Below are 24,180 nucleotides of genomic sequence, written 5' to 3'. Positions count from 1 at the left end.
GCCATGACGAAGCCGCATGTCCCCGCCGACTGGGCGGCCGTCGCCGCCGGCGCCCACCACGCACCGCATGATGTCCTCGGTCCCCACCCGACCATCGATTCCGCCGGGCGCACATCGACCACGATCCGAGCCCTGCGTCCGCTCGCCGAGAGCGTGGTCGCCCTCCTCAAGAACGGCACACGCGTCCCCCTCCAGCATGCCGCTGACGGCATATGGCAGGGCGACCACCTCGGTGCGCCGGTGCCGTATCAACTCGTGACCGTCTACGAGGGCGGAGACGAGCAGACGGCGGGCGATCCCTACCGCCATCTGCCGTCGATCGGCGAGCTCGACCTGCACCTCCTGAACGAGGGCAGGCACGAACGGCTGTGGGAGGTGCTGGGCGCGGGCGCGCACCTCCTCGACGGCGAGATCGGCGTGGCATTCGCCGTGTGGGCCCCGAATGCGCGGGCGGTCCGCGTCGTGGGAGACCACAACGGATGGAACGGCCAGGGCCACAGCATGCGCTCGATGGGCTCGAGCGGCGTCTGGGAGCTGTTCATCCCCGGTGCGTCCCCGGGGATGACGTACAAGTACGAGATCCTCACACCGGACGGGGCGTGGATCCTCAAAGCCGATCCGATGGCGCAGCGCACTCAGGTGCCGCCCGAGACGGCCTCGGTCGTCCCGTTCTCCGCGTACAGCTGGAAGGACGGCGCCTGGATGACGCGCCGCGCGGCGACCCACGCGGTCGCCCAGCCGATGAGCATCTATGAACTCCACCTCGGATCCTGGCGGGAGGGACTCGGCTATCGCGAGATCGCGGATCCGCTCATCGAGCACGTCACCGAGACGGGATTCACCCACGTCGAGTTCATGCCTCTCGCGGAGCATCCGTTCGGGGGGTCGTGGGGTTACCAGGTCACCGGTTATTACGCCCCGACGGCCCGGTTCGGGACGCCCGACGACCTGCGGTATCTCATCGACCGGCTTCATCAGGCTGGGATCGGCGTCATCCTGGACTGGGTGCCCGGCCACTTCCCCAAGGACGACTTCGCGCTGGCGCGGTTCGATGGGCGGCCGCTCTACGAGCATCCGGATCCCCGCCGCGGTGAGCACCAGGACTGGGGCACCCTGATCTTCGACTACGGGCGCCCCGAGGTGCGCGGGTTCCTCGTGGCGAACGCGCTGTACTGGTTCGAGGAGTTCCACATCGACGGACTGCGCGTGGATGCCGTGGCATCCATGCTGTACCTCGACTACTCGCGCCGTGACGGCGAGTGGGAGCCGAACGTGCACGGCGGGCGCGAGAACCTCGAGGCGATCCGGTTCCTGCAGGAGGTCAACGCCACCGCGTACCGCACCCACCCCGGGATCATCATGATCGCCGAGGAGTCGACGAGCTTCCCCGGCGTCACGGCCCGCACCGATCAGGCCGGTCTCGGCTTCGGGTTCAAGTGGAACATGGGCTGGATGAACGACTCGCTCCAGTACATCTCCCGCGATCCGATGTACCGCTCCCACCACGAGGGCGAGATGACGTTCTCGTTCGTGTACGCCTTCGGCGAGAACTACCTCCTGCCGATCAGTCACGACGAGGTCGTGCACGGCAAGGGCAGTCTGCTCTCGAAGATGCCGGGCGACCATGCGCACAAGCTCGCGAACGTTCGCGCCTATCTCGCTTACATGTGGGGCCACCCGGGCAAGAACCTGCTGTTCATGGGGCAGGAGTTCGGGCAGCTGTCCGAATGGTCCGAGAGCCGCCCGCTGGACTGGTGGCTGCTCGATCAGCCGGCGCATGCACAGCTTCAGCGATTCGTCGGCGCCATGAACGCCGTCTACCGCGGCACGGCGCCGCTGTGGGAGCGCGACGGCGACAGCACCCGCTTCCGCAGGCTCGGGGCGCCGAGCTGGGATCCCACGGTGATCGTCTTCGAGCGGCGCGACCTGCACGGCGGGCGCGTCGTCGTGGCCAGCAACTTCGCTGGCGTCGAGCGCGCGAACCTCGAGATCGATCTGCCCGTCGCCGGTGTGTGGGAAGAGATCCTGAACACCGACGCCACCGAGTACGGCGGATCCGGCATCGGCAACTACGGACGCGTCGCCGCGCACGCGTCGGACGACCTCGGCACACCCAGGGCGAAGATCACCCTCCCCCCGCTGTCGACGCTCTGGCTGCGCTACCGGCCGGAGCGCAGCTGAGGACCGGCGTCAGAACAGCAGCGACGAGAGCCTGTTGCGGGCTGCGGTGACGCGCGGGTCGTCCGCGCCGATGAGGCCGAACAGCTCTACCAGCCGCTCGCGCACGGGTGCGCGCTGGTCGGACGGCAGTGCGGCGAACAGGTCGAGGAGCCTGCCGAAGGCGTCTTCGACGTGCCCGCCCGAGATGTCCAGGTCGGCCACGGCGAACTGCGCCTGAACGTCCTGCGGGGCTGCTGCCGCGGCTGCGCGGGCCTCCTGCAGATCCAGTCCCTGCACGCGATCGAGCAGGCGGACCTGTCCGAGCCCTGCACGAGCATCCTCATCGCGCGGGTTCTCAGCCAGCGCCTTCTCGTACGCCGCGATCGCAGCCGCGTAGTCGCCGCGCTCGATCGCGGCGAACGCCTCGGCGTGCAACGGCGGAAGCGGGGCCTCCTGGGGCTCGTCAGCGCCCTGCGCGTCCGCCTCGCCCGTGACGTCGACGCTGCCGGTCACGCCGTTCTGCGCCGCGACCTGCAGGAGCTGGTCGAAGACCTGGCGCACCTGCTCCTCGGGCACGGCTCCCGTGAACATCGGCACGGGCTGTCCGGCGATGAGCGCCACGACCATCGGGATCGACTGCGCGCGGAAGCTCTGGGCCAGCTGCGGATTGGCGTCGACGTCGACCTTGGCGAGCACGACCCGGCCGGAGAGTTCGGTGACGACCTTCTCGAGGATGGGGCTGAGCTGCTTGCACGGCCCGCACCACTCTGCCCACAGATCGACGACGACGGGGACCGTGCGTGAAAGCTCCAGAACCTGTCCGAACGTGGCATCCGTCACATCGACGATGAGCCCGCCCTGCACCGGTGTCTGGTCGCCATCGGGCGCGGAGGCCGGATTCGCCGGGGCCGCCGGCCGATTGCGCAGGGACGAGAGGTCGACGGCGCCACGCAGGGCGGCCGGGGAGATGTCGCTCACTTGATCACTTCCACGTTGAGGATGTCCTGGTGCACGGCGAGCAGGCGGACCTGCTCGGTCGAGCCCTGGCTGGGCACGGAGAAGAACAGCTGCAGACCGTAGGTCGTCACGACGCCATTCGACGCCTCCTCGGCACCTGTCAGCGCCTTCGCCTCGGGGTTCTCGCCGAAACGGATCACCGCATCGGATGTCTTCGGCGTGATCTTCTCCTGATCGACGAGCGAGACAGCGACGATCGCGCCGCTGTCGAGCGTCGCCATCGCGACAGCGGGATCGTCGCTGGGAGCGACGTCGAAGGCCGCCTGCGACGTCTCGGCTGCGCCGCCGTCGGCGAGGGCCTGAGTCACGGCGTTGCGGCTCTGCACGATGGAGTCCGCGAGCGAGAGCGCGACCGGATCGAACGAGCCGTAGTACTCGCTCTTCTCCCCCGAATCCACGACGTCCGCGAAAGCGGTTGCGAGCTCGTCGGGGGCGAGGGTGAGGAAGGCCGCGGCGTTCTCGGTGATCAGGCTCGTCCCGAGCCACGCCGGCGCGAGCTGAGGGATCTCGGTCGATGCCTGCATCTCGGCGATGTTCGTGACCATGTAGTTCGACCACGGGTCTGCCTGGGTCATCGTGAGGATGGTCGGCGCAATCGTGTCGTCGCTCTTGCTCTTGCTGAGTACGAGCACGGTGCGCGGCCACTCGTCGGTGGCCTGCGGAAGCAGTACCTCGATCGCCTCGGTCGGAATGGCCGCGGGCGGCTCACGATCGGCCAGGGTCCCGCGCAGCGTGTAGTCCGTGCTGCGAGCATCGAGCGCCATGCCCGAAAGGCGGGTACCCGCCAGGTCGATGTCGCGATCGGCGTCGGCCTGCTCGATCGTCGCGGAGATGCTCTGCAGGATGCGGGAGGCCTGCGCCTGGGTCACTGCCGGCGGTTTCTGGTTCTCGGGCGTGATGACGGTCTGCGTCGGGGTCGGCGTCGGGGTGGCCGCGTCGAACTGCGGCCAGGAGTCGCTCGAGCAGCCGGCGAACATGAGGCCGGCGAGTCCCAGCGCCGGCAGCACCAGAAGGCGGCGACCCTTCAGCGCCCGTCGCTCAGTGCGCTTCTCCTTCGCATCGGCCGCCGCTTCGGAGTCCGATCCGGATGCGGCGTCCGCGTCCTTCGGCTCCTCGAGCGCCTCACGCACCGGTGCCGGTTCCACCGAGAGGTCGATCGGCTCGGTCACGGGCAGGGGCCCCGGGCCCTTGCGGCGCGGGCCACGACCGCGGCGCTGATGACGGATCGCGAGCACGTAGAGCACGAGACCGACCAGCAGCACGATGCCGCCGGCGGTGATCAGCGGCCCGACCAGCGGGGTCGAGCGGTCTACGGGCCAGGACACCATGATGTCGGACGGCGCGGGCTCTGTGCCGTCCTTCGCGATCAGGATGCTCATGCCCTCGGGCAGCTGCATGTCGGTGATCAGCTGATCGGATTCACTGAACGAGTCCAGCCACAGGTCGGATCCGGCGGGGTTGCGCCCCGTCTGCTCGGTCTCGCCCTCGGCCGGCTCGCCTTCCTCGGGCTGCACCGCGGGCTCGACGACCGTGCTCGTCGGTTCGCCGTCGGTGTCCAGATCGATCGCCGTGTATGTCGCGTCCGAGAGCCACGCCTGCATGTCGGCCGTGCGCCCGTAGGCGGCGAAGAGATCGCCGTCACCGCGGACGAGCAGCGTCTGCTGGCCCGGGTTCGCGCGCAGTACGGCGCCGTCGACCAGCACGAACGGGGTCGAGTCCTCGACGCTCAGCTCGACCTGTTGGGCTGCGGGGCCCATGAAGATCGTTCGCTGAGCGATGCCCGCTCCGATGAGAAGCGTGGCCAGGACGAAGGCCACGACGGCCCAGACGAAACGCACGAAAAAGTCTCCTTACGCAACACGGACTCCCAGTCCGCGTCACCGCTCGACGTTCCAGACTATCGAAACTGCCTGAGTGTTGACTACGAGGGGCGCCTGGGCCTCGGCACGTCGCCGTTCGGGTGGCCGGTCGGCCGACTAGCCTGAGAGCAGTCATCCGGAGGAGAGCAGATGAAACTCCACAATCCGTTCCGCACCGCGCTGGTCGCGACGCTCGGCGTCGGCCTCGGCATCCTGCTGATCGGCAGCATCCAGTCGCTGTCGACCGTGCTCCTGTACGTGGGCACCGCGCTGTTCATCAGCCTGGGCCTTGACCCGGTCATCTCGTTCCTCGAGCGCCGCAGACTCCCCCGCTGGCTAGCCGTCCTCATCACCCTCGTCCTCGTCCTCGGCGTCTTCGCGGGAATCGTCCTCATCGTGCTGCCGGTGCTCGTCTCGCAGGTCATGCAGCTCATCGAGCAGATCACGCAGCTCGTGAGCCGGCCGACCTTCCTCACGGACGTCGAGGACTGGATCACGGGGCTCTTCCCGAATCTCGACATCGAGCGCGTGCTGACCGAGGCCCAGGACTGGCTGATCGCCAATCTCGGCGACATCACCGGCGGCGTCATCAACGCGAGCGTCTCGATCGTCGGCGGACTGTTCGGCGCGTTCATCGTGCTCATCCTGACGATCTACCTGACCGCATCCACGCCGTCGCTCAAGCGCTCCGTCTACCAGCTCGTCCCCGCCTCGAAGCGGCCCCGATTCATCGACCTGGCCGAGCAGATCACGGACTCGGTCGGCTACTACGTCATGGGTCAGGTCACGCTCGGCGTGATCAACGGCATCCTCAGCGCGATCTACCTCAACATCATCGGCGCCCCGTTCGCCGCCGTGCTCGCCGTCATCGCCTTCTTCTTCTCGCTCATCCCGCTCGTGGGAACGCTGACCGGCTCGACGATCATCGTGCTGGTGTGCCTGATCCCCGGCCTGGGCTCCCCCGCGACCGCCCTCGCCGCCGGGATCTACTACCTCATCTACATGCAGATCGAGGCATACGTCATCTCTCCGCGCATCATGAGTCGTGCGGTCTCGGTGCCCGGCGCAGTCGTCGTCGTCGCCGCCCTCGCCGGCGGATCGCTGCTCGGCCTGCTGGGCGCGCTGATCGCGATCCCGGTCGCCGCGAGCATCCTGATCATCTACCGCCAGGTGCTCATCCCGCGGATGAACGAGCGCTGACGCGCTCCGCGCCCGTCAGGCCGGCCACTCTGTCGGCAGAGGGAGCGCGTTCGGGTGGATCGTCGGCGGTCGTCAGCTCGGTGTCCTCTCGATGCGCGGGAAGCTCCAGCGGTCCGCGGATCTGCATCGTCACGCCGCACGCCAGCAGTGGGTGTGCCAGTGACGGCGGGCAGCGAGGTCCGCGGCATCCCCCAGCACGCCGTCGGCGCGCCACACGACCTGGTGCGGCGTTCCCGGCGTGATCGCCCGGTGACAGCCGGGGCAGGTGTACTCCTTCACGGCTTGCCGGCCGGAGACCGGCTGCACGGTCCACTGCCGGCCCCGCCGCACCTCGGTGCGCTTCCACCCGGCCAGAAGCCGTTGGAAGGAGTCGTCAGTATCCTGGCGCTCCGGACGCCGTCGGTTCGAGCGGGGCATGGCCGGACATTACCACCAGTGATTCGCGGTCCAGAACGCGTACGCGTTCGCCCAGCTGCCGTAGCGGCCGGTCGCATATCCGTTGCCCCAGCGGAGGTTGTCGACGGGGTCGTAGCCGTTGCCGGGGACCTTGCTGCAGGGCAGAGCCTGGACGAGGCCGCAGGCACCGGAGGACGCATTCGTCGCGTTCGGGTTCCAGCCGCTCTCCTTGGAGACGATGTAGTCGACATAGCCCCAGTCGCTCGATGCGATACCCGCAGCGGCCATCCACTCGGCCGGGGCGCCGCCGCCGGTGTAGAAGACAGGGCCCGGCGCGTTGGATGACGACTGCGTCGACGTCGACGTCGACGTCGACGCGGCCGCGGGTGCCGGCTTCGGCTGGGGCTTGGGCTTCACGTACACCTCGAAGCTGCCGCGCTCGACGGGGGCGATGGTCGCGCCTTGGACGGTGACGGTCAGATCCTGGGTGTCCTCGACCGCGAGCGAGAACGCCGTCGTGGTGTCGGCCTCGGACTGCTCGGCCAGCGCCATACCGGTCGGTGCGATGACGGCTGCCGCCATGGCGACGACGCCGAATCCAGCGAGGGCGCCGGTGATGCCGCGCCTGCGGATCCAGGAGCGCTTGGTGGTGGCCGGGAGCTTCGGGGCTGCCGACGCGACCTGCGCGGAGGCACCGCTGACGGGGTCGATCTCAGTACCGGGAGTCACAATGGAATCGATTCTAGCGCGAGCTGCCTGAGTTCACCATGAGAGCGCTCACCGGACGGCGAGCATGACCTCGATGGCGGCGTCCAGCAGGGCGTCGACCTGCTCCTCGCGGTAGCCGTGCCGCTGCATGCGGAACGCCGCCGACCGCAGTTGCTCCACGCTCAGCGCGTCACCGTCGCGCAGGAAGCGGACGATGCGGTTCGCCACGTGGTCGACCTCGTCGACGCGGTACCCGAACGACAGGAATCCTGCGCGGGCGAAGCGCTGGCGGCGGGGCCGTGCGAGATGGTCGAGGATGACCTGCGCCTCTGCACGCGCGCGCAGAACCCACTCCTCGGCACGGCCGTCGCGGATCGCCTCCTCGCGTCGGCGCGCGGCGAAGGCGTCCTCGATGCGCCCGAGTGCGGCATCGACATCGCCGATCGCGTACCCGCCCTTGACCAGGGGGAACGATGCGATGCGCACGTCCTCGGCCGAGAGTTCGCCGGAGTCGGACTCGAAGCTCTCCCTGGCCGCGGCCAGGAACGTGTCGACGGCTGCACGATGGTAGCCGCGCTCGCGCCCGGTGGCGATGCGGAAGGACGACGCACCCGCGGTCTGCGTGTCCGTCTGCTTCACGGCATCCGTCGTCATGCGAGCACCGCCCATGGGGAGAAGAGGAAGTACAGGATCACGGCGGGCACCGTCGAGGGCAGGATGCTGTCGACCCGATCGAGGATGCCACCGTGCCCGGGAAGCCAGGAGCTCATGTCCTTGATACCGATATCGCGCTTGATCATCGATTCGCCGAGGTCGCCGACCGTCGCCGAGACGAGGATGGCGACGCCGAAGACGAGACCGGCCCACCAGGGCAGATCGAGCATGAACAACGCGAGGAGCACGCCGGCGGCAGCGGCGGCGATCACTGCACCGCCGAAGCCCTCCCAGGTCTTCTTCGGGCTGATCCGCGGCGCCATCGGGTGGCGGCCGAAGGCGAGGCCGGCCGCATACGCGCCGGTGTCGGACGCGACGGCGACGACGATGAACGCCAGCACCCACCACTGTCCGCCGTCCTGACGCAGCAGCATCAGGGCGAGACTGGTGAGGAACGGCACGTAGATCTGCACGAAACCGCCGACGAGGGCGTCCGTGAGGACGTCGCCGTAGGTGCGGCCGTCCTTGACGATCATCTGCGCGACGAGGCGCCACACGATCACGAACGCCACCGCGAACAGGAGCGTCACCCAGCTGAGCCAGGCGGGCGCGAAGTAGCCGGCCAGCATCAGAAGGACACCCGCCGCGACCTGGGGGACGATGTCGACGCGGCGCTGCGCGTTGCGCAGCGCGCGGGACAGCTCGAAGATCCCGAGGACGGCGACCGCCAGGGCGATGACGAGGAAGAGCTCCTTGACGAACAGCAAAGACCCCAGCAGCACGGCGCCGAAGGCGAGGCCGACGAGGATCGCGAGAACGAGGTCGCGACCCGTGCGCGCCTTGATGCGCTCGTTCGCCTGATCCAGGTGCTCTCTGGCCTGATGCGCACGGATCTCGAAGTCCCCGCGCGCCTGGCGCAGCTGCTCGCGCATCGCCGAGCCGGTTTCCGTCGAGACGTCCCCAGGCTTCGGAAGCGGCGGGCGCGGCGGAATGACCGACTCATGGCTCGGCGCGCTCTGCGGCTGCGGAGCCGCCTCCGGGGTCACATCAGGGGTCGCCGCATCGCGGGCCTCTCGCCGCGTCAGCGGCTGCCCTTCGGCGTCTCCGACCTGATCGTCCATGCGCTCAGACCTCGAGGAGCTCGGTCTCTTTGCGCTTGAGGGCGTCATCGATGAGGTCCACGTGCTGACGCGTGAGAGCGTCGAGCTCCTTCTCACCGCGCGAGACTTCGTCCTCGCCGACCTCGTCCTTCAGCGCATCGAGCTCGTCCTTGGACTTGCGACGGATGCCGCGTACGCGCACCTTCGCATCCTCGCCCTTGGTGCGCACGAGCTTCACGTATTCCTTGCGGCGCTCCTCGGTCAGCTCCGGCATCGTGACGCGCACGATGTTGCCGTCGTTGGTGGGGTTCGCGCCGAGGTTCGGCATGTCGCGGATGGCCTGCTCGATCGCCTTGAGCGCCGACTTGTCGTACGGCGTGATGATGAGCGAGCGCGCCTCGGGGTTCGCGAGCGAGGCGAGCTGAGCGAGCGGCGTGGGCGAGCCGTAGTAGTCGACCATCACCTTCTGGAACAGCTGCGGGTTCGCGCGCCCCGTGCGCACGGTGGCGAAGTCCTCCTTCGCGGCCTCGACGGCGCGCGACATGCGAGTGGTGGTTTCAGCGAGGACGTCCGCGATCACGGTGGCTCCTATCATCAGGGGGTTCGTGCAATTCTATCCGGGTGCGGCCTTCGCACCCTGGCAAGCGGCGTCACGCGGTGACGAGCGTGCCGATCTGCTCGCCGAGCAGGGCGCGGGTGACGTTGCCTGCCGGCTCCATGCCGAACACGCGCATGTCCATGCCGTTGTCCATGCAGAGGCTGAAGGCGGTCGAGTCGACGACCTTGAGGCCCTGCTGCAGCGCATCGCGGTATGTCACGGTGTCGATGCGGGTCGCCGAGGCGTCCTTGTTCGGGTCGGCGGTGTAGATGGCGTCGACGCCGTTCTTGGCCACGAGGACCTCGTGCGCACCGATCTCCAGGGCACGCTGGGCGGCGACGGTGTCCGTGGAGAAGTACGGAAGACCCGCACCCGCACCGAAGATGACGACGCGGCTCTTTTCCATGTGGCGCTCCGCGCGCAGCGGGATGTACGGCTCGGCGACCTGAGTCATCGAGATCGCCGACTGCACACGAGTGGGGGCACCTGCCTGCTCGAGGAAGTCCTGCAGGGCGAGGGCATTCATGACGGTGCCGAGCATGCCCATGTAGTCGGCACGCCCGCGGTCCATGCCGCGCTGGCTGAGCTCTGCGCCACGGAAGAAGTTGCCCCCGCCGACGACGACGGCGATCTCGACCTGGTCGACGGCCGCGGCGATGTCGCGCGCGATCTGACCGACGACGTTGGGGTTCACCCCGAGCTGACCGCCGCCGAAAGCCTCTCCGGAGAGTTTGAGAAGGACGCGGCGGCGTCCGGTGCGTTCAGTCATGGGTGGATGTCCTCTCGTCACGATTCAAGATAGTGCCTTCTGGGCACGAAGAAGGGGTTCGGACCCTGGTGGATCCGAACCCCTTGAGAACTGCTACGCGCCGACCTTGAACCGCGCGAAGTCCGTCACGGTGATCCCGGCGTCCTTCGCCACCTGGGCGACGGAGAGCTTGTTGTCCTTCGCGTAGTCCTGCTCGAGCAGGGCGACCTGCTTGATGAACGCGGACACGCGGCCCTCGACGATCTTCGGCAGGGCGGCCTCGGGCTTGCCCTCGTTGCGCGAGATCTCGGTGACGATCTCGCGCTCCTTCTCGACGGCCTCGGCCGGAACGTCCTCGCGGCTCAGGTACGACGGGTTGGCGAACGAGACGTGCTGCGCGATGCTGCGCGCGGTCGCCGCGTCGTCACCCGTGTAGGCCACGACGACGCCGATCTGCGGGGGCAGGTCCTTGCTCGTGCGGTGCATGTACACCTCGAGAGCGTCACCGGTGACGGTGCGCACCTGGCGCAGCTCGATCTTCTCGCCGATGATCGCCGCCTCGTCCGAGATCAGCTCGCCGACGGTCTGGGCGCCGGCGGAAGCCGCAAGCGCGTCCTCGACCGAGTCCGCCTTCACGGCGGCGACGGCGTCGGCGACCTTGTCGGCGAGGGCGATGAAGCGCTCGTTCTTCGCGACGAAGTCCGTCTCGCAGGCCAGCTCGATGAGCGTGACGCTGCCGTCCTGCTCGCGCGAGACGACCAGGCCCTCGCTGGTGGAACGGTCAGCGCGCTTGGCGTTGCCCTTCGCACCCTTCAGACGCAGGATCTCGGTGGCCTTCTCGACGTCGCCGTCGGCCTCCTCGAGCGCCTTCTTCGTGTCGACCATTCCGGTGCCGAGCTGCTCACGCAGCGCCTTGATGTCGGCGATGGTGAAGTTGGCCATGTGTGGTGGCTCCTTGCCTCGTTAGGTGTGTGTACGCGGATTACTTGGCGTCAGCGGCCTCGGCCGGAGCCTCGGTCTCCGGTGCGGCCTCAGCGGCGGGTGCCTCATCGGCGGCCGGCTCAGCGGCGGCCGGCTCAGCGGCGGCTTCCTCAGCAGCGGCGCCCTCGGCGGGAGCCTCGAGAAGCTCCTTCTCCCACTCGGCCAGCGGCTCGGCGTCGCCCGACTCGGGGTTGTGCTTCTGCTGCAGGCCCTCGGCGGCGGCGTCGGCGATGATGCGCGTCAGCAGCGACACCGAGCGGATCGCGTCGTCGTTGCCGGGGATCGGGTACTGGAAGTCGTCCGGGTCGGCGTTGGTGTCGAGGATGCCGATCACCGGGATGCCGAGCTTCTTGGCCTCGTCGATCGCGAGGTGCTCGCGCTTGGCGTCGACGACCCACAGGGCCGACGGCGTCTTGGTGAGGTTGCGGATGCCGCCGAGCGACTTGTGCAGCTTGTCGAGCTCGCGCTTCTTGAGCAGGAGCTCCTTCTTCGTGAAGCCGGAAGCCGCGGGGTTCTCGTAGTCGAGCTCCTCGAGCTCCTTCATGCGCGCCAGGCGCTTGGCGATCGTCTGGAAGTTCGTGAGGAGGCCGCCGAGCCAGCGCTGGTTGACGTAGGGCTGGCCGACACGGGTCGCCTGCTCGGCGAGGATCTCCTGCGCCTGCTTCTTGGTGCCGACGAAGAGGATCGTGCCACCGCGGGCGACCGTCTCCTTGACGAAGTCGTAGGCGGCGTCGATGTAGCCGAGCGACTGCTGCAGGTCGATGATGTGGATGCCGCTGCGCTCGGTGAGGATGAAGCGCTTGACCTTCGGGTTCCACCGGCGGGTCTGGTGTCCGAAGTGAACGCCGCTGTCGAGCAGCTGGCGAATGGTGACCACAGCCATGGTCTTCTCCTGGTTCTGACGCTTGCGCGTCCTTGAGGTTGTTCTCGCCGGTCAGGCGACCGGTGATCCTGGTGCCCGGCACACGCCCACCCGCTCTGGAGAGCGGGACCTGAGGGAGTGGATGCCGCGACCGGTGTCCGTGAGGACGGTGATCGCTTTGGGCACGCGTAGTCACCCCGAAAATCGAGGTGCGACCTCAAGTGTACAGGATCGGAGCCTTCCCACCGGCGCTGCACAGGCGCCGATTCCCACGGGTTCTTCACGGTTCGCGACCACCCCTCCGGCGGGGCGCGCGCCGACGTCGGATCATGGACGGATGCCGACATCGAATCGCAGCCGACGCCGTCGGAGCCGGACCCGGCGACCCGCTCTCGTCGTGGCACTCGTCGCCGCGCTTCTGACGCTGCCGCCGCCCGCCTTCGCAGCCGACGCACCGTCGCCCGCTCCGGCGTGGTCGTGGCCGACGGCGGGTGCGCGTGAGGTGGTCGAACCGTTCCGCGCGCCCGCTCACGACTACGGGCCAGGACACCGCGGCATCGACATCCGAGCGGGTCAGGGTGCCACGGTCACAGCGCCCGAGGACGGCGTCGTCGCGTTCCGCGGAGTCGTCGTGGATCGTCCCCTGCTGACGATCGATCACGGCGAGGGCTATGTGAGCACGTTCGAGCCGCTCGCGTCCGACCTCGCTCCGGGTGCTGTCGTCCGTGCCGGTGACGAGATCGGCACGGTCGCCGTCGGCGGGCATGCGCCAGCGGGGACGCTGCACGTCGGCGTGCGCCTGAACGACGTGTACATCAATCCGATGCTGCTGTTCGGCGGGGTTCCGCGCGCGGTGCTGCTCCCCTGCTGCGCGTCCCCTCCGCGCTGAGCGTCAGGCGCGCGGGTGCGCCAGGCGATAGGTCGCGGCGAGGCGCTCGGACGAGACGTGCGTGTAGATCTGCGTCGTCCCCAGGCTCGCATGCCCGAGGATCTCCTGCACCGCGCGCAGATCGGCACCGCCGTCGAGCAGGTGGGTGGCAGCGGAGTGGCGCAGCGCGTGCGGCCCGACGGCATCCGAACCGATGATCGGACCCAGGGCGGCCGCGACGAGCGCGTACACGGCGCGCGGCCCGATCCGCCCGCCACGGATGCCGAGGAAGACGGCGGGAGACGTCGTCGCGGCTCGCGCGATCAGCGCCGCACGACCCCGCGTGAGGTACGCGCCGATCGCGGCGGCCGCGGGCGTGCCGAACGGGACGACGCGCTCCTTGGAGCCCTTGCCCCACACGCGTGCCGTGCCACGGTCGAGGTCGAGGTCGTCCACATCGAGCCCGCACAGCTCGGACACCCGCATCCCCGAGCCGTAGAGCAGTTCGAGCATCGCGTGATCGCGCAGAGCGACGGGATCGCCGCCCGCCGCGCTGCGGGCGCGTTCGTCGAGCATGTCGCGCAGGCCTTCCTTCGAGGCCACCGCCGGCAGCGTCCGGCCGCGCTTGGGAGCGATCAGACGCAGCGCCGGATCGACGACGATGAGTTCCTCGTCCTTCGCCCAGGCGAAGAACGAGCGTGCCGCTGCTGCACGACGCGCGAGCGTCGAGCGGGCGTCGCCGCGCTGCGTGGCACGCCAGAGCCAATCCCGGAGCGCTTCGAGGTCGACCTCGCGCAGTGGCACCGCGCCGACGACGCCAGCCAGATCACGCAGATCGGAACGGTACGCGCGCACCGTCGCAGCGGACAGGCGACGCACCTGCTCGAGGTGCGTCGTGAACGCGTCTGCGGCGGACGGAAGATCCATGGATACAGCTTGCCGCGTCCCGCAGGCCCGGCGCAGATGCCCCGCCGACACGCAGCCGCCCGGCGTGGGACCGGGGCGGCTGCGCCTGGGGCTGGGGACGGGGGTGCTGAAGGGAGGAGCCGGCACCGTCGGATGCAGCGCGGGCGACGGATGCCGCGCCCGGGGCGGGACTCGGAGGATCGAGACCGCCCGCGAAGGCGGATATCGCCCGACCTGACCGCCCGCCGCTGATCAGGTGCGCGCACGTCGCCACCCGTTCTCCTCCTGCTTCACGGTGCCTTCGAGGCTGAGCGTCCCGAGCAGCGCGCGGGTGCGTTCGACGGACAGGCCGGACAGACGCGCGAGCTCGACCGGCGGATGGGCCGTACGGGTGCTCAACGCGTCGAGCAGCCGGACCTGCTCCGGGTCCGTCCTGTCGGTGTCGGCAGTCGGCGCAGCGTCGATCCCGAGCATCTCGCGGACCTCGGCGGCATTGGTGACGCACACCGCGTCGTACTCGCGCATGAGCCGGTGGCAGCCGGCCGACGCCGCGCTCGTCACGGGCCCGGGGACGGCCCCGAGGGGCCGGCCGAGCGATGAGGCGTGTCCGGCGGTGTTGAGCGAGCCGCTGCGCCACCCGGCCTCGACGACGACCGTCGCCGCGCCGAGGGCGGCGATGAGCCTGTTGCGAGCCAGAAACCGGAACTTCGTCGGAGCGGCACCGCACGGTAGCTCGCTGAGGACCGCCCCGGACGAGCGGATGCGTTCGAACAGCTGCTGGTGGCCTGCCGGGTATGCGCGATCGACGCCGCCGGCGAGGAACGCCACGGTCGCTCCCCCGGCGCCGAGCGATGCCCGGTGCGCGGATCCGTCGATCCCGTAGGCTCCGCCGGAGACCACCATCGTGCCGCCCGCCGCGAGATCGCCCGCGAGCTCCGCCGCGACCGAGTCGCCGTACGCCGTCGCGGCGCGGGCACCAACGATCGCGACCCGACTCGTGGCGGCCAGATGCGACGCCTCGCCGCGAACCCACAGCATTGTCGGGGCATGGTCGCCGAGATCGTCGACGGCGGACGGCCAATCCGCATCACCCGGAAGCAGAACCTGCGCGCCGACCTCCGCAGCTCCCCGCAGGGCATCGCGGACGGCACGCGGATGCGCCCGCGGCATCCACCGGCGCCTCCCGTCCTGCACCGCCTTCTCCGCCAGTCCGAAGCTCTCGTCGGACAGCCCGAACCGCAGCGCCTCCGCCGCACCCAACTGGGCGATGAGGGCTCCCGCGACACCGTCTCCCGGTTCGGCGATCACGCTCCAGGCGGCCCGCGCCAGCGTCTGGACGGGCTCGTCGCCCGGCCGCGCGCTCTCCGCAGCGCGGCGGATCTCCCGGTCGTTCATCAGCGCATCGATCATGCGATCAGTCCTCTCTTCAGGAACAGCGCCCGCCCGAGCTCGTCGCCGCCCGGGGCATCCACGCCGGCGAGGTCCGCCATGGTCCAGGCGAGACGCAGCACTCGGTCGTAGCCGCGCAGGGTGAGCTGCCCGCGCTCGAGCGCACGATCCAGCGGCGCCCGGACAGCAGGAGCGAGCCTCCGGTCGCCCTGGCGCAGCCATGCGCCGGCGACCTCGGCGTTCAGGCGCCACGGCGTCCCCGCCCATCGCTCGGCCGCTCGGCCACGCGCTGCGGCCACCTGTGCGGCGGCCTGTGCGCTGGTGATGCCCGCTCGATCCACCGAGGTCGCCCTGGATGCCGCGACGCGGGCGACCTGGAGGTCGATGTCGATGCGGTCCCGGAGCGGCCCGGACAGACGTGCCCCGTACCGGCGTATCGCCACAGGCGGGCAGATGCACTCCGCGCCGCGGACGCCGTAGTTGCCGCACGGGCACGGGTTGGTCGCCAGCACGAGCTGGAAGCGCGCGGGGAACCGGGCGCGGAATCCTGCACGATCGATCTCGATCGCCCCGGATTCGAGAGGTTGCCGCAGTGCGTCCAGGGCCACGCGCGAGAACTCGGCCGCCTCATCGAGGAACAGCACGCCGCGATGGGCTCGCACGATGGCGCCGGGACGGACGGCGCGCGATCCGCCGCCCACGAGCGCCGCTACCGACGCCGAATGGTGCGGCGCCTCCAGCGGCGGCAGGTCGTCGAGCGTGCTCACGACCGCTCCGGAGAGGGAACGGACGGCGGCGACCTCGAGCGCCTCCTCCTGCGTGAGCGGCGGCAGGATGCCGGGCAGCCGGCGCGCGAGCATCGTCTTGCCCGCACCGGGCGGGCCGCTCATCAGCAGGTGATGCCCACCGGCCGCGGCGGCGATCAGCGCCTCGACCGCCTCCTCCTGTCCGACGACGTCCGCGAGGTCGAGCGGATCCGCAGCCGGCGCCGGCGAGATCTCGGCTCCGACGGGTTCTACCTCGGCGACCGCGAGATCGGCTCCGTGCCACATCGCGACCTCGGCGAGTGTGGTGGCCGCCTGCACCTGCATACCCGGCACCAGGCGCGCCTCCGCCTCATTGGCGTGCGGCACGATCACCCGGTCGAAGCCCGCCCTCGACGCCGCGAACACAGCCGGCAGGACGCCGGGGACGGGCCTGACCCGCCCGTCGAGACCGAGCTCGCCGATGTGCACGGTCCGCGCGATGGATGCGGCATCCAGCACTCCACCCGTCGCCACCGCTGAGACGGCGATGCCGAGGTCGAATCCACTGCCGTGCTTGGGCAGGCTGGCGGGCGAGAGGTTCACGGTGAGGCGGCGACGAGTGAGCTCGAGCTGCGCGTTCGTGACCGCGTTGTGCACGCGCTGCGCCGCCTCGTCCAGCGCCTTGTCGGGCAGCCCGACGATCTTGAACCCCGGCGTCTGATTCGACACGTCCGCCTCGATCTCGACGAGGTGGCCGTCGACGCCGGTGAGCGCCACGGCCCACGTGCGCGCCGTCTTCATCGCAGATCCATCAGGTGCTCGAGCACCGCGTCCACCGGGTCGGGACCGACGATGCCGATGACCTCGAGCCGCAGCATCCGGTTCCCGGCCAACTCGGGGTGCGTCCGGCACCAGGCGTACCCGAGCCGCCACAGCCGCTCGCGCTTGCGGTCGTCGACGGCATCGAAGGGGTGGCCGAACGCGATGCTGCGCCGAGTCTTGACTTCGACGACGCAGATCGTTCCTGCGGTCTCCGCCACGATGTCGATCTCGCCCTGGGAGCACCGCCAGTTGCGGTCGAGCACGCGATAGCCGTGCGTGCTCAGATGGAGTGCGGCACGGTCCTCACCGGCTCGTCCGAAGTCGTCTTTCGCTGCCATGCCGACAGCTTGCAGTCAGCAGGCCGTGCCGCGGACCCCGGATCGCACGACCGGTGCACACCCGCCCCCTGCGGAGCACATGTGCGCTCGAGTCAGTTGCCGTCGAGCGAGAGCTCCTCCGGCAGCTCGAACTCGCGGCGCTGGAGCTCCTCGACGTTGACGTCCTTGAACGTCAGCACACGGACGGCCTTCACGAACCGGTCGGCACGGTAGATGTCCCACACCCAGACATCGGCCATCGAGATCTCGAAGTAGAAGTCGTGCTCGGTGTCGCGGCGGACGACGTTGACCTCGTTGGCGAGGTAGAACCGCCGCTCGGTCTCGACGACGTACTGGAACTGACCGACAACGTCGCGGTACTCGCGGAACAGCGCGAGTTCGAGTTCGCGGTCGTAGTCGTCGAATGCCTCTTCATCCATGATGAGTCCATCCTATGAGTCAGAACAGGGTCGGGGCATCCGTGATCGCCCACGACGAGCGGTGGAACGGCGACAGCCCTCCTTCGCGGATGGCGGCACGATGCTCGGGACTCGCGTACCCCTTGTTGCGATCCCACTGGTACGCCGGGTGCTCGACGTGCAGATCGCCCATGTGGGCGTCCCTGGAGACCTTGGCGATGACGGACGCCGCCGAGACGGATGCGCAGTCGCGGTCGCCCTTGATGACCGAGCGCACCTGCAGCGGCGTGTGATGAACGCGCGAGACGTAGTCGTGGTTGCCGTCGAGGATCACCAGCGCCCCGTCGAGCGCGGCGCCCTGCGCCGCCACCGCGTCGATCGCCCTGGACGCGGCGAGGCCGAGCGCGCGCATGATGCCGACCTCGTCGACCTCCGCGGCGCTCGCCCAGCCGACCGAGGAAGCCTGCACCCATGCCGCCGCGCGGGCGGCGACCTCCGGCCGGCGCCTCTCGGTCACGAGCTTCGAATCGCGCAGGCCCTCCGGGACGCGGCGGCGGGAGCCTGCGGCATCCATGACTGCGGCTCCGACCGCGACCGGGCCCGCGAGGGCTCCTCGTCCGACCTCGTCGAGCGAGATGATCAGGTCGTATTCGGCCAGGAGCTTGCGCTCCAGGGTGAGGCGCGGTGCGACGACGGTCATTCTTCGGGGTCCGGCACGCCGTTGAAGACGTCGTGGTGACCGTCGATCGTGCCGATCCTGGCGAGCGGCCACGTGGTCAGGAACGCCTTGCCCACCACGTTGTCGAGCGGGACGAAGCCGCCGCTGGGCAGGTCCTGATGCGCGCGGGCGTCCTGCGAGCGGTCGCGGTTGTCGCCGAGCACCCAGATCGAGTTCTCGGGAACGGTGACGTCGAACGGCTCATTCGAGGCCGCCGTGTCGCCGTCGGGCAGGTTCAGGTACGACAGCTCGTCGATCGGCGCGTCGTTGATCGTGATCTGGCCGAGCGAGTTGCAGCACACGACGTGGTCGCCGGGCAGGCCGATCAGCCGCTTGACGAGGTGGTCCTCGCTGTCGGACGAGGAGAGCCCGATGAGCGTGAGCAGGCCGTCGACCCATTCCAGGACGACCGGTCCCCGCGGAGCCTGCGGCTGCACGGGGAGCCACCCGCCGGGATCGGCGAAGACGACGATATCGCCCCGCTCGTAGCCGGTCCAGCGTGGCGTCAGCTCATCGACGAGGATTCGGTCGTCGACGATCAGCGTCTTCTCCATCGACGCGGACGGGATGTAGAACGAGCGGACGACGAAGCTCTTGACGAGGAAGGAGACGAGCGCGGCGATGACGATGATGACGAGAACATCGCGCAGGAAGATCCAGAACCCGCGCCTCGGCTTGTTCGGGGCGTCCGCGGCGGATTCAGTGGTCATCGCATTCCTTCGGTGGGTCTCATCACCGCACGGCGACGGCAGCTTCAAGGTTCGCACACTCCGGATGAAACGAAGCACCCCGGGACGCGGTGTCCCGGGGTGCTTGGTGTGGAAGACGCGATCAGTTGTCGCGCTTCTCCTTGATCTTGGCCTTCTTGCCGCGCAGGTTGCGGAGGTAGTAGAGCTTCGCGCGACGCACGTCACCGCGGGTGACGACCTCGATGTGGTCGATCACCGGGGAGTGCACCGGGAAGGTGCGCTCGACGCCCACCTGGAAGCTGATCTTGCGGACCGTGAAGGTCTCGCGCACGCCGTCGCCCTGGCGGCCGATGACGACGCCCTGGAAGACCTGGATACGAGAGCGGCTGCCCTCGGTGATGTTGACGTGCACCTTGACGGTGTCGCCGGGACGGAACTCGGGAATGTCGGAACGGAGCGAAGCCGCGTCGACGGCGTCCAGGATCTGCATGATCGTCTCTCTCTGCACTCGCCACAGGTCGGGATGCAATGGATGGAAGGAATACGTGAAGTGTGTGCCGAACGGCGCATGATGCGAACGCGGGCTCCCCTGAGGCAGAGCCGGTCACGGCACAAGGAACCATTCTGCCATGGATCCGGCGGTCGGCCAAAACTCGTCAGCGCTCGGAGGCGGGCTTCTCCTGGATGACGAACACGTCGCCGTCGGCCGGCGCGCGGCGCGGGGCGTCCGGCTGCGCATCCTCGGTGACCGAGGAGGGGAAGCCGATGCCGACGCCCGCGATACCCGCCTCGCTCCACAGCTGCCGCAGCATCAGCCAGAACAGCCCGAGGCCGACGACGATCGCAGCCGTCAGCAGCAGCGGGAACCACGTCTGCGGGTAGCATCCGATCGCGATCGTCAACGCGTGCCACACGCCGAAGCCGAGCACGTCCCACCAGGACGCGGCCCCGGTCTCGCGGGCCGAGGGCCGCGCGCGCTGCAGCAGCGTCAGTGCGAGCTGCCCGACGAAGACCGAGGGGATGGCGATGAACAGGACCCACAGGAAAGCCCAGCCGCCCGCGTTGAAGATCCCCCAGCCGAGGAGCAGCCACAGCGGCAGCACGACGACGGCCGGGAACATCCAGCGGTAGAAGGCTCGTCGCAACCACATACTCCGATGGTAGGCGCGCGCGCTTGGTGCAGACGGGATGTTCGCTGTGAGCACTCCTCGGCGATCTCGGGGAGAATGGGAGGGACGAGAGGAACACCATGATCGAACTGCGCACCCCGGCCGAGATCGACGAGATGCGAGCTGCGGGACGTTTCGTCGCCGAGACCCTGGCGACGCTGCGCGACGAGACGAAGGTCGGCACCAACCTGCTCACGATCGACCGCAAGGCGCACGATCTGATCCGCAAGGCCGGTGCCGAGTCCTGCTACATCGATTACGCCCCCTCGTTCGGCAACGGGCCGTTCGGCAAGGTCATCTGCACGTCGATCAACGACGCCGTGCTGCACGGGCTCCCCCACGATTACACCCTGCGCGACGGCGACCTCGTCTCGCTCGATTTCGCCGTCGCCGTCGACGGCTGGGTCGCGGACTCCGCCGTCTCTTTCGTCGTCGGAACCGCTCGCGATGAGGATCTGCGTCTGATCGAGACGACCGAACGGGCATTGGATGCCGCGATCGCCGCCGCCACCGTGGGCAACCGCATCGGCGACATCTCCGCCGCAGTGGCTGCGATCGCGCACGGCGAGGGCTACTCGATCAACACCGATTTCGGCGGCCACGGCGTCGGCCGCACCATGCACGGCGACCCGCACGTCGCCAACGACGGGCGGGCCGGCCGGGGCTTCCCGCTGCGCGACGGCCTCGTGCTGGCGCTCGAGCCCTGGTTCCTGGCGACCACCGACGAGCTGCGCACGGACGAGGACGGCTGGACTCTGCGCAGCGCCGACGGCTCGCGGGGGGCGCACTCCGAGCACACCGTGGCGATCACCGCGGACGGCCCGATCGTCCTGACCGACCGCAGCTTCCTCGGCGTCAAGTAGTTCGGCGCCTCGCTTCTTCCGCGAAACAGGTCTTGCCGTCCGAGACAGGCCCCGACACGGCCTGTTTCAGCGGGCAGGGCCTGTTTCGCGGGGAACCGCGCGCTCCCAGCTCGCCACCGGGCCGGGGGTGACGCGGAACAGCGGATGCGAGTCCGGCGCGGCCAGGTTCTGCCACCGAGCGAGGACCTCAGGGCTGCGGGCGGCGAGTTTGGTGCGCAGGTGGCGCCATTCGAGGGCGAGCTGTCCTTCGGTGACGTCGATCTGCGGGACTTCTGCGCCCGCCACGCGGATGCGGGTTCGGTCGAAGCGATAGCCGCGCGCGTCGGCCTCATCGGCCAGCGCTTCGAGGTACACGCCGACGGATGCGATGGGGTCTGCCTGTGCCTGGAACCGCTCCAGCTGGGGATGACGCGTGTATCCGCGGGTCTCGCCGACGAGCACCTTCTGCGCCAGCAGCGTCTCCCGCCAGCAGGCGATGAGCGCCTGGCGGTCGAGGTGGCGCGGGTGGACCGACCAGATCCTCATGCGGCGCCCGCGCGGTAGATGAACACCTCGGTCACCATCGGCAGGACGAACTCGTCGCGGCCCACAGTCTCGGGATCGGCGTCGAGGATGCGTTCGAGCTCGCCGACCATGCTCGCACGTGTGGCTTCGTCCGCCGCGAGGAAACTGCTGACCGTCAGCCATCGCCGGATGTACGCGTCACGGGTGATCGGCTCGGACCAGGCGAGCTCGGTGCGGTGGTCGAACGTGAAGCCGGGAAGCTCCTCGGCGGCGGATGCCGTGGTCGCATCGGTGTCGTCGGTCACGGCCGGGTGCGCCACCCGCGTGCAGGCGCGATCCCATGTGCATGCCGGATCGGAGTGGTTCCACAGCAGACCGAGCATCCCGCCCGGCACCAGCACCCGCCGGATCTGGGCGCACGCGGCATCCCGATCGAACCAGTGGAACGCCTGCGCGACGGTGACGGCATCCATCGATCCGTCCGGCAGCGGGATCCCCTCCGCACCGCCCTCCAGTGCCTCGACGGCCGGCAGCTTCGTCCGCAGCACGTCGAGCATCGCGACCGACGGCTCGACCGCGATCACGCGTTCGGCACGAGCGACCAGCAGCTCGGTGAACTTGCCCGTCCCTGCGCCGAGGTCGAGGACGGCATCCACGCGCTCCGGCACGATCTCTTCCGCCGCGGCGACGGGGAACCCCGGCCGGTAGCGGTCGTACTCCTCGCCGATGCTTTCGAAGGACTTCGCCAGCTGCTGATGATCCGCCATGCTCCGACGCTACCCCGCCCGAGACATGTCCTACGCGACGAAACAGGCGGTGCCACGCCGTTTTCGGAGGGCAAGGACCGGTTCGGGGAGGGGCGCCTGCGCGCTATGCGAGCTCGATGAGGTCCTGGTACTCCTGGCTCCAGATGTCCTCCACGCCGTCGGGCAGGATGAGCACGCGCTCGGGGTTCAGCGACTGCACGGCACCCGGGTCGTGCGAGACGAGCACCACGGCGCCCTCGTAGTGCGCGAGCGCGCCGAGGATCTCCTCACGGGACGCGGGATCGAGGTTGTTCGTCGGCTCGTCGAGCAGCAGCAGGTTCGCCGACGACACCACGAGCGTCGCCAGCGACAGGCGGGTCTTCTCACCGCCGGAGAGGACGCCTGCGGGCTTGAGCACGTCGTCGCCGGTGAACAGGAACGATCCGAGGACCTTGCGCGCCTCGGTCTCGGTGATGTGGGGCGCTGCCGAGACCATGTTCTCGAGCACCGAGCGGTTCACGTCGAGGTTCTCGTGCTCCTGCGCGTAGTAGCCGACCTTGAGTCCGTGCCCCGGCTCGAGCTGACCGGTGTCGGGCTGGTCGACGCCCGCAAGCATGCGCAGCAGCGTCGTCTTGCCGGCACCGTTGAGGCCCAGCACGACGACCTTGGAGCCGCGGTCGATCGCGAGGTCGACATCCGTGAAGATCTCCAGCGATCCGTACGACTTCGAAAGGCCGGATGCCATCAGCGGCGTCTTGCCGCACGCGGCGGGCTTGGGGAACCGGAGCTTGGCGACGCGGTCGGCCTCGCGGACCTCCTCGAGACCCGACAGCAGCTTCTCGGCGCGCGCGACCATCTGATGCGCCGCTGCCGCCTTGGACGCCTTCGCGCCGAACCGTGCCGCCTGCATCTGCAGCTGCGTCGCCTTCTTCTCGGCGTTCGCGCGCTCCTTCTTGCGGCGCTCCTCGTCGGCGACGCGCTGACGCAGGTAGTTCTTCCAGTTCATGTTGTACGTGTCGATGACCTGACGGTTCGCGTCGAGGTAGAACACCCGATTCACGGTTTCGCCGACGAGCTCGACGTCGTGGCTGATGACGATGAGTCCGCCCTTGTACCCCTTGAGGAACTCGCGCAACCACACGACGCTGTCGGCGTCGAGGTGGTTGGTCGGCTCGTCGAGGATCATGGTCTGCGCGTCCGAGAACAGGATGCGGGCCAGCTCGATGCGCCGGCGCTGACCACCCGAGAGGGTCTTGAGCGGCTGATCGAGGATGCGGTCGGGCAACGAGAGGTTGTTGGCGATGGATGCCGCCTCCGCCTCGGCCGCGTAGCCGCCGAGCGACTCGAACCGCTCGGTGAAGTTCGCGAACTTCCGCATCGCCTTCTCGGCCACCGCTGCGTCGTCGGATGCCATGTCCTCGGCGGCCTTCGCCATGCCGAGCTGGATCGAACCGAGCCCACGCGCGTCGAGGATGCGGGTCCTGGCGAGCATCTCGGGGTCGCCGGAGCGCGGATCCTGCGGCAGATAGCCCAGTTCGCCGGAGCGCGTGACCTTGCCTCCCGAGGGCAGGACGTCGCCCGCGAGCACCTTGGTCAGGGTGGTCTTGCCCGCGCCGTTGCGCCCGACGAGGCCGATCTTGTCGCCGTCGGCGACGCGGAACGACACGTTCTCCATGAGGAGGCGCGCGCCCACGCGAATCTCGAGGTCCTGCACGGCAAGCACAGCGGAAGTCCGTTTCTT

Annotated in this window: 26 protein-coding genes; 4 read left to right on the top strand and 22 right to left on the bottom strand. The window is 69.2% G+C overall.

Translation table 11 applies throughout. The features are described 5' to 3' along the window. Positions 1-3 precede the first annotated feature (3 nt). The gene (gene glgB, locus KEC56_RS10340; RefSeq protein ID WP_227530957.1) at positions 4-2,181 is read left to right on the top strand and encodes a 1,4-alpha-glucan branching protein GlgB; all 2,178 of its coding nucleotides are present in this window, start codon (positions 4-6) and stop codon (positions 2,179-2,181) included. A 9-nt stretch (positions 2,182-2,190) separates the two neighbouring features. On the opposite strand, the gene KEC56_RS10335 is transcribed toward glgB, so the two are convergent. Together KEC56_RS10335 and KEC56_RS10330 are read right to left on the bottom strand one after the other, a co-directional pair. After that, positions 2,191-3,138: a tetratricopeptide repeat protein gene (locus KEC56_RS10335; protein ID WP_227530884.1), complete on the bottom strand. Its 948-nt coding sequence runs from the start codon at positions 3,136-3,138 to the stop codon at positions 2,191-2,193. Continuing rightward, entirely contained in the window at positions 3,135-5,015 is a 1,881-nt protein-coding gene (locus KEC56_RS10330; protein ID WP_227530883.1) for a DUF8094 domain-containing protein, read from the bottom strand. Before KEC56_RS10330 ends, KEC56_RS10335 begins: the two co-directional genes overlap by 4 nt. A 171-nt stretch (positions 5,016-5,186) precedes the next feature. Between KEC56_RS10330 and KEC56_RS10325 the strand changes: the two genes are divergently transcribed. After that, the gene (locus KEC56_RS10325; protein ID WP_227530882.1) at positions 5,187-6,236 is read left to right on the top strand and encodes an AI-2E family transporter; all 1,050 of its coding nucleotides are present in this window, start codon (positions 5,187-5,189) and stop codon (positions 6,234-6,236) included. 129 nt (positions 6,237-6,365) lie between these two features. On the opposite strand, the gene KEC56_RS10320 is transcribed toward KEC56_RS10325, so the two are convergent. The 8 genes from KEC56_RS10320 to rpsB all read right to left on the bottom strand — a co-directional run bounded on the left by KEC56_RS10320 (position 6,366) and on the right by rpsB (position 12,304). Next, entirely contained in the window at positions 6,366-6,653 is a 288-nt protein-coding gene (locus KEC56_RS10320; RefSeq protein WP_227530881.1) for an Rv1322 family protein, read from the bottom strand. Between the two features lie 9 nt (positions 6,654-6,662). Beyond that, complete coding sequence (locus KEC56_RS10315) at positions 6,663-7,361, bottom strand: aggregation-promoting factor C-terminal-like domain-containing protein (RefSeq protein ID WP_227530880.1); 699 nt, start codon at positions 7,359-7,361, stop codon at positions 6,663-6,665. 48 nt (positions 7,362-7,409) lie between these two features. Next, entirely contained in the window at positions 7,410-8,009 is a 600-nt protein-coding gene (locus KEC56_RS10310) for a DivIVA domain-containing protein (RefSeq protein WP_372456267.1), read from the bottom strand. Beyond that, entirely contained in the window at positions 7,991-9,115 is a 1,125-nt protein-coding gene (locus tag KEC56_RS10305; RefSeq protein ID WP_175988287.1) for a phosphatidate cytidylyltransferase, read from the bottom strand. The genes KEC56_RS10310 and KEC56_RS10305 overlap by 19 nt, the downstream gene beginning before the upstream one ends. A gap of 4 nt (positions 9,116-9,119) precedes the next feature. Next, entirely contained in the window at positions 9,120-9,674 is a 555-nt protein-coding gene (gene frr / locus KEC56_RS10300; RefSeq protein WP_175988285.1) for a ribosome recycling factor, read from the bottom strand. A gap of 70 nt (positions 9,675-9,744) precedes the next feature. Beyond that, positions 9,745-10,461 carry a UMP kinase gene (gene pyrH / locus KEC56_RS10295; protein WP_175988283.1) on the bottom strand — a complete coding sequence of 239 codons (717 nt, stop codon included), beginning with the start codon at positions 10,459-10,461 and terminating at the stop codon, positions 9,745-9,747. Positions 10,462-10,554: 93 nt separating this feature from the next. Then, positions 10,555-11,382: a translation elongation factor Ts gene (tsf, locus tag KEC56_RS10290; protein WP_175988281.1), complete on the bottom strand. Its 828-nt coding sequence runs from the start codon at positions 11,380-11,382 to the stop codon at positions 10,555-10,557. Positions 11,383-11,422: 40 nt separating this feature from the next. Next, a complete protein-coding gene (gene rpsB, locus KEC56_RS10285) occupies positions 11,423-12,304 on the bottom strand; it encodes a 30S ribosomal protein S2 (RefSeq protein ID WP_227530879.1) in 882 nt (293 codons plus the stop codon). Positions 12,305-12,680: 376 nt separating this feature from the next. Here rpsB and KEC56_RS10280 point away from each other — a divergent pair, with 376 nt between their 5' ends. After that, positions 12,681-13,172, top strand: a complete 492-nt coding sequence (locus KEC56_RS10280) for a murein hydrolase activator EnvC family protein (protein ID WP_227530878.1) — start codon at positions 12,681-12,683, stop codon at positions 13,170-13,172. A 3-nt stretch (positions 13,173-13,175) separates the two neighbouring features. Here KEC56_RS10280 and KEC56_RS10275 read toward each other — a convergent pair whose 3' ends face one another. The 9 genes from KEC56_RS10275 to KEC56_RS10235 form a co-directional block, all read right to left on the bottom strand. Then, entirely contained in the window at positions 13,176-14,078 is a 903-nt protein-coding gene (locus KEC56_RS10275) for a tyrosine-type recombinase/integrase (protein WP_227530877.1), read from the bottom strand. Positions 14,079-14,309: 231 nt separating this feature from the next. After that, positions 14,310-15,467 (bottom strand): DNA-processing protein DprA, encoded by a 1,158-nt coding sequence (dprA, locus tag KEC56_RS10270; RefSeq protein ID WP_227530876.1) that lies wholly within the window; start codon positions 15,465-15,467, stop codon positions 14,310-14,312. Further along, positions 15,464-16,993, bottom strand: coding sequence for a YifB family Mg chelatase-like AAA ATPase (locus KEC56_RS10265; protein ID WP_227530875.1), 1,530 nt, complete (start codon positions 16,991-16,993; stop codon positions 15,464-15,466). The genes dprA and KEC56_RS10265 overlap by 4 nt, the downstream gene beginning before the upstream one ends. Next, on the bottom strand, positions 16,990-17,352 hold the full coding sequence (locus tag KEC56_RS10260; protein WP_175988264.1) for a YraN family protein: 363 nt from the start codon (positions 17,350-17,352) through the stop codon (positions 16,990-16,992). Before KEC56_RS10260 ends, KEC56_RS10265 begins: the two co-directional genes overlap by 4 nt. A 92-nt stretch (positions 17,353-17,444) precedes the next feature. Beyond that, positions 17,445-17,771: a DUF2469 family protein gene (locus KEC56_RS10255; RefSeq protein ID WP_175988262.1), complete on the bottom strand. Its 327-nt coding sequence runs from the start codon at positions 17,769-17,771 to the stop codon at positions 17,445-17,447. A 19-nt stretch (positions 17,772-17,790) separates the two neighbouring features. Beyond that, positions 17,791-18,450 (bottom strand): ribonuclease HII, encoded by a 660-nt coding sequence (gene rnhB, locus KEC56_RS10250; protein ID WP_175988260.1) that lies wholly within the window; start codon positions 18,448-18,450, stop codon positions 17,791-17,793. Then, a complete protein-coding gene (gene lepB, locus KEC56_RS10245) occupies positions 18,447-19,178 on the bottom strand; it encodes a signal peptidase I (protein ID WP_227530874.1) in 732 nt (243 codons plus the stop codon). The genes rnhB and lepB overlap by 4 nt, the downstream gene beginning before the upstream one ends. A gap of 121 nt (positions 19,179-19,299) precedes the next feature. Then, complete coding sequence (gene rplS / locus KEC56_RS10240; RefSeq protein WP_175988256.1) at positions 19,300-19,647, bottom strand: 50S ribosomal protein L19; 348 nt, start codon at positions 19,645-19,647, stop codon at positions 19,300-19,302. Positions 19,648-19,813: 166 nt separating this feature from the next. Beyond that, positions 19,814-20,308, bottom strand: coding sequence for an MFS transporter permease (locus tag KEC56_RS10235; protein WP_227530873.1), 495 nt, complete (start codon positions 20,306-20,308; stop codon positions 19,814-19,816). Between the two features lie 98 nt (positions 20,309-20,406). Between KEC56_RS10235 and map the strand changes: the two genes are divergently transcribed. Continuing rightward, positions 20,407-21,189 carry a type I methionyl aminopeptidase gene (gene map / locus KEC56_RS10230; RefSeq protein WP_175988252.1) on the top strand — a complete coding sequence of 261 codons (783 nt, stop codon included), beginning with the start codon at positions 20,407-20,409 and terminating at the stop codon, positions 21,187-21,189. Positions 21,190-21,255: 66 nt separating this feature from the next. On the opposite strand, the gene KEC56_RS10225 is transcribed toward map, so the two are convergent. The 3 genes from KEC56_RS10225 to KEC56_RS10215 all read right to left on the bottom strand — a co-directional run bounded on the left by KEC56_RS10225 (position 21,256) and on the right by KEC56_RS10215 (position 24,162). Further along, entirely contained in the window at positions 21,256-21,714 is a 459-nt protein-coding gene (locus KEC56_RS10225) for a pyrimidine dimer DNA glycosylase/endonuclease V (protein ID WP_227530872.1), read from the bottom strand. Continuing rightward, entirely contained in the window at positions 21,711-22,460 is a 750-nt protein-coding gene (locus KEC56_RS10220) for a class I SAM-dependent methyltransferase (protein ID WP_227530871.1), read from the bottom strand. Before KEC56_RS10220 ends, KEC56_RS10225 begins: the two co-directional genes overlap by 4 nt. Positions 22,461-22,563: 103 nt before the next feature. Further along, positions 22,564-24,162, bottom strand: a complete 1,599-nt coding sequence (locus KEC56_RS10215) for an ABC-F family ATP-binding cassette domain-containing protein (RefSeq protein ID WP_175988246.1) — start codon at positions 24,160-24,162, stop codon at positions 22,564-22,566. Positions 24,163-24,180: the final 18 nt, after the last annotated feature.

Origin of the sequence: Microbacterium tenebrionis, from assembly GCF_020682665.1 — a bacterium.
Classification (GTDB): Bacteria; Actinomycetota; Actinomycetes; order Actinomycetales; family Microbacteriaceae; genus Microbacterium; species Microbacterium tenebrionis.
This window is presented reverse-complemented; position numbering and strand designations above follow the sequence as displayed.